The sequence below is a fragment of the Pseudofrankia inefficax genome (assembly GCF_000166135.1).
In the GTDB taxonomy this organism is placed as follows: Bacteria; Actinomycetota; Actinomycetes; order Frankiales; family Frankiaceae; genus Pseudofrankia; species Pseudofrankia inefficax.
This window is the reverse complement of the sequence record NC_014666.1, coordinates 21,906-36,122: the sequence shown is the minus strand read 5'-3', so window position 1 is coordinate 36,122 and position 14,217 is coordinate 21,906. Positions and strand designations below refer to the sequence as shown.

At 70.5% G+C, this 14,217-nt stretch carries 15 protein-coding genes and 1 tRNA gene; 7 read left to right on the top strand and 9 right to left on the bottom strand.

The window, feature by feature from the left end:
- Window positions 1–167: 167 nt before the first annotated feature.
- The 4 genes from FRAEUI1C_RS00160 (at window position 168) to FRAEUI1C_RS00145 (ending at window position 3,799) form a co-directional block, all read left to right on the top strand.
- Window positions 168–1,283, top strand: a complete 1,116-nt coding sequence (locus FRAEUI1C_RS00160; protein ID WP_041258610.1) for a ParA family protein — start codon at window positions 168–170, stop codon at window positions 1,281–1,283.
- Between the two features lie 37 nt (window positions 1,284–1,320).
- Window positions 1,321–1,857, top strand: a complete 537-nt coding sequence (locus tag FRAEUI1C_RS00155) for a GtrA domain-containing protein (protein ID WP_157734756.1) — start codon at window positions 1,321–1,323, stop codon at window positions 1,855–1,857.
- 170 nt (window positions 1,858–2,027) lie between these two features.
- Entirely contained in the window at window positions 2,028–3,470 is a 1,443-nt protein-coding gene (locus tag FRAEUI1C_RS00150) for a hypothetical protein (RefSeq protein ID WP_013421239.1), read from the top strand.
- A 256-nt stretch (window positions 3,471–3,726) separates the two neighbouring features.
- A tRNA-Ala gene (locus FRAEUI1C_RS00145) sits at window positions 3,727–3,799 on the top strand.
- A 563-nt stretch (window positions 3,800–4,362) separates the two neighbouring features.
- On the opposite strand, the gene FRAEUI1C_RS00140 is transcribed toward FRAEUI1C_RS00145, so the two are convergent.
- The 3 genes from FRAEUI1C_RS00140 to FRAEUI1C_RS00130 form a co-directional block, all read right to left on the bottom strand.
- Window positions 4,363–5,556, bottom strand: a complete 1,194-nt coding sequence (locus tag FRAEUI1C_RS00140; protein WP_013421238.1) for a tyrosine-type recombinase/integrase — start codon at window positions 5,554–5,556, stop codon at window positions 4,363–4,365.
- Window positions 5,556–5,819 carry a hypothetical protein gene (locus tag FRAEUI1C_RS00135; RefSeq protein ID WP_013421237.1) on the bottom strand — a complete coding sequence of 88 codons (264 nt, stop codon included), beginning with the start codon at window positions 5,817–5,819 and terminating at the stop codon, window positions 5,556–5,558. Before FRAEUI1C_RS00135 ends, FRAEUI1C_RS00140 begins: the two co-directional genes overlap by 1 nt.
- A 254-nt stretch (window positions 5,820–6,073) precedes the next feature.
- Entirely contained in the window at window positions 6,074–6,382 is a 309-nt protein-coding gene (locus FRAEUI1C_RS00130; protein ID WP_013421236.1) for a hypothetical protein, read from the bottom strand.
- 122 nt (window positions 6,383–6,504) lie between these two features.
- Here FRAEUI1C_RS00130 and FRAEUI1C_RS00125 point away from each other — a divergent pair, with 122 nt between their 5' ends.
- Window positions 6,505–6,864: a helix-turn-helix transcriptional regulator gene (locus FRAEUI1C_RS00125; RefSeq protein ID WP_013421235.1), complete on the top strand. Its 360-nt coding sequence runs from the start codon at window positions 6,505–6,507 to the stop codon at window positions 6,862–6,864.
- A 74-nt stretch (window positions 6,865–6,938) separates the two neighbouring features.
- On the opposite strand, the gene FRAEUI1C_RS00120 is transcribed toward FRAEUI1C_RS00125, so the two are convergent.
- The 5 genes from FRAEUI1C_RS00120 to FRAEUI1C_RS00100 form a co-directional block, all read right to left on the bottom strand.
- Window positions 6,939–7,130 carry a helix-turn-helix domain-containing protein gene (locus FRAEUI1C_RS00120; protein WP_013421234.1) on the bottom strand — a complete coding sequence of 64 codons (192 nt, stop codon included), beginning with the start codon at window positions 7,128–7,130 and terminating at the stop codon, window positions 6,939–6,941.
- Window positions 7,127–8,794, bottom strand: coding sequence for a replication initiator (locus tag FRAEUI1C_RS00115; RefSeq protein ID WP_013421233.1), 1,668 nt, complete (start codon window positions 8,792–8,794; stop codon window positions 7,127–7,129). The genes FRAEUI1C_RS00120 and FRAEUI1C_RS00115 overlap by 4 nt, the downstream gene beginning before the upstream one ends.
- 86 nt (window positions 8,795–8,880) lie before the next feature.
- The gene (locus FRAEUI1C_RS00110; RefSeq protein WP_013421232.1) at window positions 8,881–10,578 is read right to left on the bottom strand and encodes an FtsK/SpoIIIE domain-containing protein; all 1,698 of its coding nucleotides are present in this window, start codon (window positions 10,576–10,578) and stop codon (window positions 8,881–8,883) included.
- Window positions 10,579–10,711: 133 nt separating this feature from the next.
- Window positions 10,712–11,059: a hypothetical protein gene (locus FRAEUI1C_RS00105; RefSeq protein ID WP_013421231.1), complete on the bottom strand. Its 348-nt coding sequence runs from the start codon at window positions 11,057–11,059 to the stop codon at window positions 10,712–10,714.
- Window positions 11,056–11,469: a hypothetical protein gene (locus FRAEUI1C_RS00100; RefSeq protein ID WP_013421230.1), complete on the bottom strand. Its 414-nt coding sequence runs from the start codon at window positions 11,467–11,469 to the stop codon at window positions 11,056–11,058. Before FRAEUI1C_RS00100 ends, FRAEUI1C_RS00105 begins: the two co-directional genes overlap by 4 nt.
- Window positions 11,470–11,645: 176 nt before the next feature.
- Between FRAEUI1C_RS00100 and FRAEUI1C_RS00095 the strand changes: the two genes are divergently transcribed.
- Window positions 11,646–12,029, top strand: a complete 384-nt coding sequence (locus tag FRAEUI1C_RS00095) for a helix-turn-helix domain-containing protein (RefSeq protein WP_232425245.1) — start codon at window positions 11,646–11,648, stop codon at window positions 12,027–12,029.
- 87 nt (window positions 12,030–12,116) lie between these two features.
- Here FRAEUI1C_RS00095 and FRAEUI1C_RS00090 read toward each other — a convergent pair whose 3' ends face one another.
- A complete protein-coding gene (locus FRAEUI1C_RS00090; RefSeq protein WP_232425244.1) occupies window positions 12,117–12,767 on the bottom strand; it encodes a hypothetical protein in 651 nt (216 codons plus the stop codon).
- Between the two features lie 53 nt (window positions 12,768–12,820).
- Here FRAEUI1C_RS00090 and FRAEUI1C_RS00085 point away from each other — a divergent pair, with 53 nt between their 5' ends.
- Window positions 12,821–14,188: a helix-turn-helix domain-containing protein gene (locus tag FRAEUI1C_RS00085; protein WP_013421227.1), complete on the top strand. Its 1,368-nt coding sequence runs from the start codon at window positions 12,821–12,823 to the stop codon at window positions 14,186–14,188.
- The last annotated feature ends 29 nt before the right edge of the window (window positions 14,189–14,217 follow it).

Here is a 14,217-nt window from a genome sequence, read left to right as displayed (position 1 = left end):
GCTCGTCGCCGGCCATAGGGAGACAATGGTCCGGTGGGTGCGCACCATGCCGGTATGACCGGTTTGCCTGGCCCTCGGGACCAGGGGCGACGGGGCGACGTCGGGTCGCGCGTTGTCGACCTCCCCGACGTGACCCCAGCCTGCCGCGCGGCGCGGGGGGGCCACTGTTGATCACGATGGCACTGTTCAACAACAAGGGCGGCGTCGGCAAGACCACGCTCACCTTCCACCTCGCCCACATGCTGGCCCGGCAGGGGCATCGGGTCCTCGCCGTCGACCTCGACCCGCAGGCGAACCTCACCGCCCAGTTCCTCGACGAGGACGACCTGGCGACCCTCTGGCGGGAGCAGATCGTCGGCGCCTCGACCAGCGGCCGCGGCTCGACCGCGTCCTCGGCACCGCGCCACGACATCCTCGGCGGCCGGCGGTCCCGGATCGTCGAGGGCACCGGCACGATCGCCACCGCCATTGCTCCGATCATGGAAGGCGTCGGGGACGTCTCGCTGTTCGAGCCTGTCTCGGTCGACGACAACCTGTGGCTGCTGCCCGGGGACGTCGACCTGAGCGTCTTCGAGGACAAGCTGTCGGCCGCCTGGCCGAACAGCTTCCTGGGCAAGGACGTCGCCGCGCTGCGGACCACGACCGCGCTGCACCGCGTCGTCGACCACAGCGGCAAGGCGGTACGGGCTGAGATCGTGCTCATCGACGTCGGCCCGAACCTTGGCGCGATCAACCGCGCGGCCCTGCTGTCCGCGGACACGGTGCTCATGCCGCTGGGCGCCGACCTGTTCTCGCTGCGCGGCCTGCGCAACCTCGGTCCAACGTTGCGGGACTGGCGGTCCACCTGGCAGGGCATGGTGCTGCCGAAGGTGCCCGACCGGATCGCCGCGCCGCGCGCGTTGATGATGCCGATCGGCTACGTCATCATGCAGCCGGCTTCCGGCCGGGACCGCCCCGCGCGGGCCTTCGACCGTTGGCTCGACCGGATTCCCGAGGTCTACGCGACGTCGGTGCTCGGCACGCAGCGCGCCGACCCGTACGACAAGTCGTTCGAGATCGCGAGCCTGCCCTTCTACCAGACCCTCATGCCACTCGCCCAGGACGCCCGCAAGCCGATGTTCGAGCTGCGCTCCGGCGACGGCGCCCTGGGCAGTGCGCAGACCTACGTGCGCAAGTGCTATCAGGAGTTCCGCGACCTGGCGGTGAACGTCCGCGAGCGGCTGCGCTACCTGGACCCGACCCTGCCCAGGCTGCCTGTCTCCGCCGCCGGAACGAGACAGTAAGGCGGCCCAAGCCCCGACAGATCCTCCAGACGCCCAGGTGACCGAGACAGCAAAGGCGGACGCCACAGCGATGCCCATCAGGATGCCGCTCAGCCACGATCGCTTACCCGAGGACGTCACGGACCGGTTCACGTGGCGCCACCGCGTGGACGCGCCAGCCTCCAGGCCCGCCGGCCGGTTCCCGCTGGCCGCACTGGCCGGCTTCGCGTTGACCGGCGTCATCATCGTCGTGGCGGTCATCCTGTTCGCCCGCAACCCGGCCCTGGACACGACCCAGACGGTCGCCTCCGGGAAGCCGCAGACCAGCCTGGCCACGCCCGCGTCGATAGTCGCGGCCCAGGAGGCCACCCCCGCCCCGACGCCCGCCGCGGCGTCGGCGTCGCTGGCCACCACGTCGGCGGCCCTGGCCACCCGCCAGAGCGCGGCTCCAACCACTCGGAGACTGTTCGGCGGCCCGAAGCCGACCGCCACGACCGGCGCCGGGCGTGACGACGCGGTTGCCGCGGCGACCACCTGCCGGAATTCGCCCATCGCCCAGTACCTGCTGCGCCACGGATTGCCGCTACCCTGCTGATGGTGGATTGGTGATCTGTTGTCGGCCTTCACCCGGTCGACCCGCCCGCAAGGCGACCTCTACCGCTATGTGGAAGCGTGGGACCTCGGAAGCCAGTGGTTCGCAGCCCCGCCGCGGCGCGGTGGTCCCCGCGGACCGGTGCGAGAAGTAGGCGACAGGGGCAGGTCACGATGAGCGAAATCGCTGCCGGGGACTGGGAAGACACCCCCGACGCGGCGTCCGGGCTGGCACGCCCCTACGTCGCCGTCGACCCCGACGAGACACTTCGGCCCGGTCCGGCAGAGGGCGCGGAAGAGGTCAGCCAGCCGGCGGTCCCGCCGGCCGCACCCGACGGCACCCTCGACAACAGCCACCGGGGAACTCACCACATCGCCACCACGACGCCGACCGACTCGCCAATTCCGGACAATACGGTCACACCGACCGTTGGCCCGGCCTCGGCGTCCGAGCCTGCCGCGCCACCCCAGGCGCCCTCGGTTGACGTGACCAAGCCTGCGCCCGCCGCCCTCTCGCTCACGAAGGCAGGCAAGCCGGCGGTGGCCGAGCCCGAGGCATCGCCAGGGGTGGTCTCAGGCGCTGCGGTCGCCGATCCGGGGCCAGCCGGGTCCGGCCCCGCCGACGTGGCGGTGGCCGAGCCGCCTGTGCCCGCGGCCACCGGCGGCGACGGCGACGGCGACGGCGAGCAGACCCTGGCGGCGGGCGACCTCGAAGCGCCGGCGTCCGGCGACGAGACGATCCGGTCCGCGGACACGCCCGTCGGGACCCCCGAGGCGCCCGTGGCCGCGTCAGATTCTGCTCAGCCGGGCCTCGACGCCAACGACCTCGACAGCGGCGGCGATCCCGAAGCCGCAGGCGAGGACGACCCCGAAGCCACGGTGGTCGGCCTGGCGCCCGGCGCCTTGCCGGACCCGAGCCCCCGGCTCCCGATCGACGACTCCGCGGAGATCAACGAGATCGACCGGGCGGCCGCCATCGGCGCGGCTGACGGAGGGTCCGCGTCCCGCCGCCCCGGGCCGCGCCCGCAGCGAGACGCGCGGAAGTGGATCCACGTCGTCCGGCACGGGTACGTCCTGCGCTCCCGGTCCGGCATGACGATCGCCGCGGCCATCGTGCTCATCGTGCTGACGCTCTTCGGCCTGACCGGACTGCTGCTGTCCAACAGCAACTCCCCCGCGGGCTCCGGCAAAGCGATCGTGTTCGTCGACACCGAGGCTCCGACGATCGACTTCGGGAGCTTTCCCGCCGTGATCGAGCCGCCGACGACCGCCCCGCCGCCTACCCAGGCCGGCCTGAACGCCGTACAGGCACAGTCGGTCGGCCGCGCCGACGCGCGCCCGCGCGGCTCCAGCGCCAACGCACCGGCCAGCCACCAGCCGCAGCCGACCCCGCCAGCGGCGGCGGCACCGACCGCCCCGACCAGCCAGGCCGCCCCCAACTCCCCCGGCGCCCGCCTCCAGCAGCTCCAAGTCCGACTGCTGGACGAACTTCCCCGCCATCGCGACGCTGCTCAAGCGCATGGGCGGCTGCTAGCCCCCAGCTCCCCCCTGCTGGCCGGACCGACCGCGAAACGACACCCGACCTGGGCCGACCGCAGCCGCCCCGGTCAAACGTGATCGCCGTTTCGGCCCTCGACTGGTTGCAATAGGAGTCCCGCCGCAACCGGTAGAGGGCCGAACTGGCAATCATGGTGGGGCCGCCCGCGCCCGCGCCGCGGAGATCAGCTCGCCGGGACGGCGACCCAGACCGGCTCCTGGACAGCAGGATCGCCAGCCAGACGCCACCGCCGCAGCCGCCACGATGCCGTACAGTTGGAAGGCGCGCCGCCCACCCGGCAGCGCCCGTCCAGCGGTCACGCCGGGCGCGACCCACGGGGGCGTAGCTCAACTGGCAGAGCACTGCCTTTGCAAGGCAGGGGTTGGGAGTTCGAGTCTCCCCGTCTCCACCCCATCTGATCTGCGGGTATCACTTTCTGTGATGCCCGCTTTGATCGTTATGTAGCCAACCGTGTAGCCCAGCACCGTCATCTCCCGCCGTCGCTGCCCCGGCTGGTACGCCGAGGCTGCTGGGACGCAGCCCCATCCCGCGGGCGCGAGCCACCCCGTCTGGTCGGCTCCCGATCCCTGGGGCGTGAGTCTCCGCCCTTGGGCGCATGGGTACGAAAGAAGATCGTGAGGACACCGCACGTCGTCGCCCAAGTCCCGCCGATTGTCGCGGCTGCCGTCGAACTTCCGATCAGGGTGACGACGATGATCGCCAAGAGGCAGGTCACTTGTCCCGCGAGTACCAAAACGAGGGACAGCGTGTGACTCCGCGAGGCGTGCCTGGGCACGGTTCTCCGATCCCGCACTCCCCGGCGCATGCGGAACCAGACCGGCGCCAAATCCGTCCGCTGGGGGTTCCCTAAGTCCCAGGTCCCGAGGGTTCACACCCCATACCTAGCCCTGCCTCCGGGGAAGGCGCAGCATCAGCGGACGGTACTAAAATACACCCGAAGTTGATCCGTAATCACGGCAGACGCTGGCCCATCAGCTTGTCCATGGCGTCGGACGCGGCGCGCAGGCGTTCGGGGAGGGCGTGGCCGTAGCGCTCCATGGTCATGCGCATCGTGGCGTGACCGAGGATCTCCATTACGGTCCGAGGTTCGATGCCGGCCGCCAGGAGGAAGCTCGCGCAGGCGTGGCGGAAGTCGTGGAGCCGGAGCGTCGGCAGGTTCACCCGTCCGCGGAGCTGCTGAACTCGGCGCGTGACGTTGCGCGGCTCTATCAGCGTGCCGACCGTGGACGCGAAGACGAGGCCGTTCTCTTTCCAGGCTTTGCCCGCGTCGGCGCGCTCCTGGTCCTGCCGCTTCCTGTGCCGCTTGAGCGCTTCCAACGTCATTGCCGGGATCGGCACCGGGCGCCGTGAGCCTCTCGTCTTCGTGTCGACCAGCCGAAGCGTGCCGGACACGCGCTGGGCCGAGCGGACGACGCGGAGGGTTGCCGCGTCGAGGTCGACGTCATCCCAGCGCAGGCCGAGCAGCTCGCCGCGGCGTAGGCCCATCGTGAGTGCGACCACGAAGAGCGCTTCGAGGCGATCGCCTGCCGCGACTTCGAGGAATCGGCGCGCGTCTTCGACCGCCAGGTCCCGCGGGTCCGAGTCGCCGAGCTTGGGCGGTTGAACCGACTTCGCGACGTTGCGGGACACCAGGTCCATGCGCTCCGCATCTGCGAGGGCTACGCGCAGGACGGCGTGAATCTTGGCCAAGCTCGCTGGCTTCATCGAGTCGCGGCGCGCCGCATGCAGCCTACGGACGTCGGCCGGGCTCAGCTTGTCCAGCCGGATCTTGCCGAGAACAGGCACGATGTGTCCGTCGATCGCGTATCGGTAGCGGCTCAGCGTCGACGGCCGCGTTCCGTCATGCCCTTTGATCTCGTCGAGCCAGTACGACAGCCACTCCGCGACCGTCTGGGGCTTCGCGGCGAGATCTTGACCCTTGCCGGCCGCCTCGCGCAGCGCGTTCATCTTGCCGCGCGCTTCCTTCTGCGTCCGGCCGTACACAGTCCGACGGCGTCGTTTGCCGTCGATCCAGCCGAGGTCGACGACCCCGACCCAGCGGTTGTCACTCGCCCGCTGGTACAGGCCGCCCTCGCCGTGCGCGCGTCGAGACTTCTTCTCTTCCGCCGACGCCGCGCCGTCCGGTTCGTTCTTCTGCTCGGCCATCAGGCCACCTCGGGCAGGTGGTCGGAGGCCCCGCGTGCAACCTCTGCCAGGGCGAGGGCGTAACGGGCCGCCGCAATGGTGTGTTCGTCTGCGCGGCCGGTGACGAGTTCCTCCGCGACGAACCTCAGAGCGCCGCAGGCGTATGCGTAATGGCCTTGGAGCGAAACGCGGGCCATCTCGGCGAGCGCCCTGTCCAACTCGACCGGCGTCGGGTGGTAGTCCGCCGAGTCGCTGGCGGACGGGTCCGGAGTGTTTTCGGGCATGGCGGGTCCAAGCTCCTTGCCGGAAGAGAACGGGAGGGAAGCGCCGAGCGCGGTTATCGCTGCCGGGCGCAGGTTCGGGGTTCCGTTTCTCTGGCGTGTGAGGGTCCGTCGGGGAGCCGGCCGCGTCCAGGGCGCTATCGCGTCGCTTGCGCGATCGACCTTCGGTCGACCCTGGACACGTCCGACTCCCCGACGGCTTGGAACGCCACCAGAGGAACGGAAGAAAAATGGGGGTGGTGCAGGCAGGGATGCCGCTACGGGCGGGAGACGCCTGCCGCCGTCGGGACCAGCGGGGACACCGGTACCCACGGAACGATCTCGGGAGCCGGCGGTCCGGCGGGGTTGCGCCGGAAGAGGAGGACCGCTTCGACGTCGTTGAAGTGCTCGACGAACACCGCACCGGCCGGGACGACCGCGAGCGCCGCGGTCACGTCTTCGACGTCGGCGCCGGGGTGGATCGTCACCTCGCACTCGCCCGTAGGCAGGAGGGTGACCAGGACGAGCGCTGGGCCGGTTTCGGGGGTCCGCCAGAGTTCGGGGTCGCCGGACGAGAAGATATGCATGGGTCTCAGCTCCTGTGCCATCAGGGTTGGGCCTAGGTCTCGGCGGGTGTGCCATCACCCGTCGGGGCCGCTAACGGCTACAGTAGCCAGTAGCTACTGGCTCGTCAAGCTATGATCCGACCATGCCGACGATCAAACTCATGGGTGCCGCGGAGATCGCGCAGCTCCTGGACGTGAGCCCGTCGCGGGTCCATCAGATCCTTCGCGACGACTCCGCGTTTCCCGAGCCCGTGGCCGTGCTGAGCATGGGGAAGGTGTGGAGCGCCGAGGACGTCGAGCGATGGAACGCCGCCCGCAAGGCGCCCAGGCCAGCCAGGGATCAGGCCGAGCGATGGACCCTTGACGATCTCCAGCAGGCGCTGGAGCGGTACGAGCAGCTTCTGGTGTCCGGTGGGAAGTCGTCGACGACGGTTCAGACCTCTGTCGACCGTCCGCGCCGGTTCCTGCGGTGGCTTGCCGGCGACTACGACCCGCTGGCCTAGGCAGCGTTCGATGGACCGGCGCCGCCCCTATCCCGGGGTAGGAGGCCCGCGCGTCTGCTGTAGCGCTGTGGGTTTCATGCGGCCGTTCCGTTCTGCTGGCCGCGTAGCCGGTCGATGTAGGCGGCCAGTGCGTCGTAGGGGATGCGTCGCGCCCGTCCGATGCAGAGCGATTCCAGCTCGCCGGCGGCCATGAGTTCGTAGACGGTGGATCGGCCGATGCCGAGTTGGTCGGCTGCTTCTGCCGGGGTCAGAAGGAGCTTGGTCACGGTCCCTCCTCGGTAGGAGCGGGCAGCGGATCGGAGGATTTGTCGCGGTCGGCCGGGCTGTCGAGTGGCGGTCCGGTGGCCGTGGGGTCGGCGAGTTGGGTGCGCCAGCGTTGCCGTTCGGCGACGGCGTGCAGGATCAGGTGCTCGCGCCGTGGGGCGTCCGGGTCGCCGGGGCGGACCAGTTCCCAGGCGACGCGCGGCGCAGCCCGGGTCTCGTCGGTCGCTCGCGCTGCTGGGCTGTTCGGGTCGGCGTGCTTGCCGAGCGCTTGCAACTGTTCGCGGACGAAGTCGACGCGGTCGGCTTTGTGGTCGCCGAGGGTCTTGCCGGACCACTTCCGGGAGACAAGGACGCGCCGGCCGCCGAACCCGAGCGTTTCGCGTCGATGGGCTTTCCCCTTGCACCGGCCGGGTACGAGGCCGGGCCGGGCGTTCTTCGGGGCGATGCCGTGTAGAAGCCAGTTCGCGCAGCTCGGCGAGCACGGTTCGTGCCGCAGCGTCGCGGCCAGCCGGTCGACGTGGGCACGTTGCCGGTCGGTCGCGATGGCGTGACAGCCATCGAGTGACTTCGTGAGGTACTTGGTCAGGTAGCCGATGAGCTTCCCGGCGGTGTCGCTGTTCGAGGTGACACCGTCCGCGCGGATCTGCGGCCCAAACCGCACGACGTGTGCCGGTTCGTCATCGGGTCCGATCGCGTCGAGCGCCTGGTCCCAGGAGACCAACTCCGCGCCGGTCGCCGGGTCGAGGTAGCCGCCGGTCTGCTCGTCCCAGACGGGCAGGTCCGGTCCGGCGGCCGGGTAGATGGGTCGGTCGGTGGGTGGCCACCAGACTTGGTGGTAGGTCGCGGCCGCGACCTGGCGCAGGACGACGCGCGGGACCGTTCCGCGGAACGCCGCATGCAGATGCGGGGCGAGGCGTCGCTGTGGTTCGAGTGCCGCGAAGTACTGCACCTCCCAGCCGACCGCGCGGCGCAGGTTCTGCCAGAACCGGTCGACCAGCTTCGGGAAGTGGATCGCGTCCCGCGCGGCCCGCCGGTAGTCGTAGGTGTCCGGGTCCACGGGCGTGCCATCCGGGAACACGCGGCCGTAGGTGTCACAGGTCAGCGTGAGGAACATCGACGGCCGCCAGGTGGTGCCGTCCGGTGCGTTGTAGGTCCGGCCGATGGTGCGCTTCACGACGGGCAGCCGGGGCAGATCCGGAGCGTCCTGCCGCCGCCGAGTCGACCGCGTTCGCCGGGGTCGCTCCCGATCGTCCGGCGCTGCCTTGCCGCGGACGCCGAGGTCGGCGAGGTGTTCGTCGACTTGGCCGATCATCTCGTCGGCATCAGCGACGCCGGCCGTGTCGCCGGTCTTTTCGGCTTCGGTGCGGATCGCTTCGAGGTCGGCGCGGAGTCGGCCGAGTTGCTTGGCTTCGTCGTCGGGCGGGTCCGGCGGGGGCAGGGGTTCGTCGTCGAGGTGCCAGCCGGATTTACATTGCGCCATCCGCAGCCGACGCGCCCGCTCCGCGCACGGCGGGCACTTCGAGGCCAACGTCGCGCCACAGGGGGCCGGGATGATGGTGGTTTCCCCGGTGTCGAGGTCGACGCGGCGCAACGCGACCGGCCGCACGCACACGCCCTCCTCGACCGCGACCGCCTCCACCACCTGACGCGCCAGCGGCATCCGCATCCGAGCCGCCCGCGACCCAGGCCGCGGTTCCCTGAGACCTCCCGTGCCGGCGGATCCGCGGTCGGCGTCGCACTGGCCCCCGCCGGTCACTTCTCGGCCCAGGGATCGCCGTACTCGGCGAGATCCGGCACCCAGCCGTCGACCGGTCGATCGGTGTCGGGTACCCAGCCCGCCGCCGGCCAGCCCGGACGGGATCGCGGCACTTCTGCCTTGCGCCAGGGCCAGGCCACCCGCCGACGCCGGGCCGGTCCGTCGAGGCCCAGGAGATGCCCCATCCCACGGGCGCGCAGGATGTCAGCGATCTCCGGTGCGATCGTGGGTCCGGGCAGTTCCAGGCGTGGTGGGACCGGCCGCAGCACCGCCAGCGCGCCGGCCGCCGGAGCGCTGTACCGGTCGATGGTCCGGCGAATCTCCGCATCGTCCGGCCAGGACGCGCGGACGCGGACGGGGTCGCCGCCGCCGTCTTCGGCGACGTAGCCGGTCCCTTGCAGGTTCGGCGGGATGTCCTGGCAGCGGGCACCCTTGTCGTGCGCACCGGCCCCGAGGACGAGGTCGACCTGCTCGGCTTCCACCAGGCGCAGCGCGACCCGGACCGGGAACAGGTCGCGGAACGGCAACGTCTCCTTGCGCGGGTCCTGGACCGCGGCCACGACGACGACACCCGGCGCCCGTCCTTGGGACAGGAGCAGCCCGAGGGACGCGGAGAGTCGTCGCTTGAGATCGCGGTCCGTCACATAGGCCGTCAGGGCGGCGATCTCGTCGACCAGGACCACGATCAGCGGGTCACCGACCGTCGGTGTGTGCAGCCGGGCGACGCCGCGTAGTCCGTCCGCGCGGGACTGCATCCGGGCTACCGCGTCGTCGAGGAGGTCGGCGATGGAGGGCAGGTCGTAGGCGAACCGAGCAAACAACCGTGCGCCCGCGGCCATCTCCATGCCGCCCTTGGGATCGCACACCCACAGCTCGACGAGCCCGGCGGCGACGGCGGGGCCGAGTGCGCGGATCAGCGACCACAGCACCGACCCCTTGCCCGACCCCGTCGCGCCGGCCACCAGGACGTGAGATCCACGCAGCGGTAGCAGCCAAGGGCCGCCGTCTTCACGCCGGCCGATCGGAAGATGGTCGAGACCGTCAGGTCCATCGGGTCCGTCGACATCGGCCGGGGGAACGGGCCGGTCGAGCGGGTCACGGCGGTAAAAGTCCAGCCAGATGAACCCCACCTGGTCGCAGCGGACCCGGCACGCCCGCGCCCGGTAGACATGCCGCAGCGCCTCGGCCTGCTCCGCCCACTGCTCCGGGGTCTGGCCAGGCAGCAGCTCGACGCGCAGCGATTCGACCGCGACCGAGGCACGGAAGCCGCGGATACGGGGGAAATACTCGTCGAAGGACACGGTCTCGGCGTTGGACGCGGGGATCTGGATCGCCAGGCCGCAATGTAACGTCGCCGGCCGCCACTTCCGCCGATACACAGCCACGAGCCGCAGCCGGCCCCAGGTCCACCAGGCCGCCCGGTCAAACGACGCCCGATGCGCCAACCGCCAGGCTCCCGAGACGAGCACGACGAAGGCGGCGAGCGCGCCCAGTCCGAGCAGGCCGGTCTGGCGGTAGAACGCCGTCAGGATGACGAGCGCGCCGACCGCGACCGGATGCCGCAGCACGACAAGGAGGCAGCGGCCGGCGAGGCGGCCGAGCATGCCGACGACGACCCACCACAGGGGAATGCGGATCTTGTCGTGACGTGCGGGCAGCGACGGGAAACGACGATCCCCGTTGATTCTGCGCATGACAAATACCACCCGTTTCACGGCAGGGCAAAGCCAGGGCCAAGAAATGAAGAGAAGAAAAGCCGGGGCAGGTCCCGGGACGGCCAACGCCTATGTCAGGCCGGCGGCCCCGGGACGCCCATAAGAAACGTGCCTAAGCGGCGCGTGAACCCCGAGAACGACCCACCGACGGGGGCGAGGCCAGTCCGGTCGGCGGATTGACCGGTCCCGCCGCCGGGCCGGCGTCAGGGTCGGCGTTGAGGGCGAATCGGGCGCAGTCCTCGGCGAACCGGGCCGCCGCGTCCGCGAGCTCACGGACGAACTGCATCGCCGTCCCGTCCAGGTCAGTGGTCGACATCGCGATCGTCACCGACACATCCCCCGTGGTCAGGGTCAGGATCGGGGACCGCTCCGGGTAGACGTTGAGGTGAACCGACGCCCCGCCACACACCGACAGGTGCGACGACAGCCGGGTACGCGACTTGACCGCACGGCCGCTCACGCCGCGGCCCCCGAATTCCGCCGACCCGCAGCAGGCGGCGCCGGACGCAGGCCCGAGGCCCGCAGCGCGAACATCTGCTTCGGCCGCGACCCGTTCGAGTCCACCCACGGAATCACCAGCACGTCCACCAGCTCGACCGGCCGGAACGGCGTGCCCGGGATCGGGTCCGGCATGACCGGCGCTGTCTCGGCCGCGATCTTCACCTTCAGTTCCGCGGTCCGCGCTGTCGGGTCCGCGTCCATGATCCGCACGACCCACATGGGGAGGTTCGAGTCACGGTCGCGCTCCTGGACCGGGGGCGACCCGGGCCGGGACTTCTCGAAGTCGTTGGACTGCTCAACACCGAGCACGTAGGCACCGTTCGGGAACGCATCCGCGAACGCGATAGGAATACGACGAGGAATCGCCACCGTGCACACCTCCTGTACCCGTACCCGGACCATCCGGGCGTTTGGGGTGTGTGCTAACGATGCGCCCTCCATGAACCTCTCGCCAACCTACTATGCGCCTGTGTATGACGTGACCGTATAAATAGCGATGTTGTTTGCTTGCACGCTAAAAGGCGGGTTCACTTTGGTCTATGGGGATGACAAACGACGTACCGATCAGTCCACACACCGCCCGCGGGCCGGTCGAGGGGGAGGACTGGGAAGCGGTCGCGCGCACGCTCAACCGACGGATGGCCACGTGTCGCATCGGTCAGCAGGCGCTGGCGGACGCCGCCCGGGTCTCCGCTTCGACCGTTCGCGCGCTCCAGCGCGGGTCGACCGATCGCCGGGTCCAGAACTCGACGCTGACCGCGATCTCCCGCGCGCTCGGATGGCGCGATGACCATCTCCTGCGTGTCCTGCTCGCCGAGCCGCCCGAAGCCGATCCCAAGACGTCCGACTACGTGAAGATGATCTTTGACTCAACGCTGCGTATCGAGCGGCACCTCAGGGAGATCTCGAAGCACTTCACCGAGCCCTGACCCGGCCCGGGTCCGGGAACGACGGAGGGCCGGACCCGCGGGTTAGTCGCCCGCGAAGTCCGGCCCGTCTGCTGTCCGATGTGGTTACTACGACGCGATCGGCACACCGTGGCCGTTGGGCCGTGCGTCGGCCTCTCCCGTCAGCGCGCGTCGCATCCTGCCGAGCGCGTCGGCCTGCCCAGCGGCGAACGCGGCCCGTTCCGCAGAGGTTCGGTACTGCTCGCCGGTCGACAGACCGTTCGGACCGCCGGAGCCGACGAGCGTGCCGCCGTGCCGCACCGCCTGGTCCACGAGCGCGTCGAGCGGGCCGGCCGACGTCGACGCCGTGCCCGCGGGCCGGTAGACCAGGACGAGATCGACATCGCCGAATGCTTCGACGAACGCCAGGCCCGTCGGGAGCCCCGCGATTCCGTCGTACAGCTCCGCGAGGTCCGAGCCCGATCCGACGACGAGTGCCCAATCATCGCCGTCCCACGGCGTAGCGACGACCCCGGGCGACGAGTCCCGCCGTTCGGGCACCGCACCGCCGGCCGCGGTCCCGTGTTCGCCGTTCTCAGCGACTTCTGCCAGGCCTTTCACGAGGTCCCGCGTCATCTGACACTCTCCGTTCTGCTCACAGGCCATTTCCGGCCCCGCCGCGACGAGCGCCGCCGCGGCGGGGTTGGCCGAAGCCTTTCCGCGACCAGATCGTGTTGGAAGGGCTATGGGCGTATACGAAGGGTGGCTACACTCCCGCATAGCGCCACGACCGGCATGTCAGGGATAAAGCGCTCCCACGGAAGGCCGCGCACATGACCCCACGCAGCCCGCGCCCCGTCACCCCGCCCGACTTCTGGCAACGGCCCGAGGTCACAGAAGCCCTGGCCAGACGCGATATCGGCGCTCTGCTGAAGATCTACCAGCGGTGGACCGGCGCGACCCAAACCCAGATCGCCACCCTGTGCGAGGTCCCGCAGTCGCACATCTCGCACATTCTTCGGGGAAAGCGCCAGGTCACCAGCCTGGATATGTACGAGCGGTTCGCGAACGGTCTAGACATCCCGCGCGCCCTGCTCGGACTCGCCGAGCCAGCAAGCCCCATCGCCGCGCAGGCCCCGCCCGTGGTGCTCGACGAGCCCGCGAAGCCCGACCGGCGGATCGTCCTTGCCGGTGCCGCCGGAGCGATGGCCGTCGCGAGCGCTGACGTCGATCTGGGGACCGCGGCCGCCTCGCACGCGCTTGCCTTCCTGGACCGGTACGGCATGGCCAGGCTGGACCCGCTCACCGTCGAGCAGTTCGCCGACGACACCCGCCGACTTGCTATCGACTACATGTCGGCCGCGCCCGAGGCAATCCTGTCGCAGGCCGTCCCACTCCGCGCCCGGGTGTTCGCCGCGATCGACCGGCCGAACCGTCCCGACCAGCTCCGCGACCTGCACCTGATCGCCGGCCAGCTCTCCGGCATCCTCGCCTACGCCACCATGGACGTCGGCCGGACGAACGTCGCGATGACGAACGCCCGCGCGGCCCTGCTGTGCGCCGACCTCGCCGGACACCGCGACCTCGCCGTCTGGGCACGCGGCACGCAAAGCCTGATCGCCCGCCTGGACGGCCGGTACACCGAGGCCGCCCGCTACATCAGCGCCGGCATGGAACTACGCCCGACCGGGACCGCTTTCGCCCGTCTCGTCTGCGGCCAGGCCCAGTGCCACGCGAACCTGGGGAACCTTGCCGGAACCCACAAGGCGCTCGACGCGGCGAAGCACGCCACCGACCAGGCCCAGCCCGACGAATTCGCCGTCGGCCTGTTCGGCTTCCCCCGAACGAAGGTCCACTTCTACGGCACGAGCGCTCTGATCTGGTTCCCCGACCGCGACAGCGCCCGCATCTCCGACCGGGAAGCAACCACCGCAATCGAGATGTTCGAGACCGGACCAGCCGAAGAGCGCTACGTCGGCGACGAGCTGCTCGGCCACATCTACCAGGCCACGTCACGCCTACACCTCGGCGACGTCGAGGCCGCCCGCGAATCCCTGCGCCCCGTCCTGACGATCCCGGAACCCCAGCGGGTCGAATGGCACCGCCGCAGCCTCGGCCGCATGTCCACCCTGCTCGCCACCGGCCCCTACCGCGGGATCTCGCTCGCCGCCGACCTGCGCGAGGAGATCACCGCCTTCTAACTGGCGCCGGCCCGCGCCGGCCAAGCGGA

Bases quoted from the DNA above. Each gene is read 5' to 3' on its own strand.
- FRAEUI1C_RS00140 (WP_013421238.1), bottom strand. From the start codon at position 5,556: ATGGCCGAGCAGAAGAACGAACCGGACGGCGCGGCGTCGGCGGAAGAG.
- FRAEUI1C_RS00095 (WP_232425245.1), top strand. From the start codon at position 11,646: ATGACAAACGACGTACCGATCAGTCCACACACCGCCCGCGGGCCGGTC.
- FRAEUI1C_RS00150 (WP_013421239.1), top strand. From the start codon at position 2,028: ATGAGCGAAATCGCTGCCGGGGACTGGGAAGACACCCCCGACGCGGCG.
- FRAEUI1C_RS00130 (WP_013421236.1), bottom strand. From the start codon at position 6,382: ATGCATATCTTCTCGTCCGGCGACCCCGAACTCTGGCGGACCCCCGAA.
- FRAEUI1C_RS00115 (WP_013421233.1), bottom strand. From the start codon at position 8,794: ATGCGGATGCCGCTGGCGCGTCAGGTGGTGGAGGCGGTCGCGGTCGAG.
- FRAEUI1C_RS00125 (WP_013421235.1), top strand. From the start codon at position 6,505: ATGCCGACGATCAAACTCATGGGTGCCGCGGAGATCGCGCAGCTCCTG.
- FRAEUI1C_RS00135 (WP_013421237.1), bottom strand. From the start codon at position 5,819: ATGCCCGAAAACACTCCGGACCCGTCCGCCAGCGACTCGGCGGACTAC.
- FRAEUI1C_RS00085 (WP_013421227.1), top strand. From the start codon at position 12,821: ATGACCCCACGCAGCCCGCGCCCCGTCACCCCGCCCGACTTCTGGCAA.
- FRAEUI1C_RS00090 (WP_232425244.1), bottom strand. From the start codon at position 12,767: ATGCGGGAGTGTAGCCACCCTTCGTATACGCCCATAGCCCTTCCAACA.
- FRAEUI1C_RS00110 (WP_013421232.1), bottom strand. From the start codon at position 10,578: ATGCGCAGAATCAACGGGGATCGTCGTTTCCCGTCGCTGCCCGCACGT.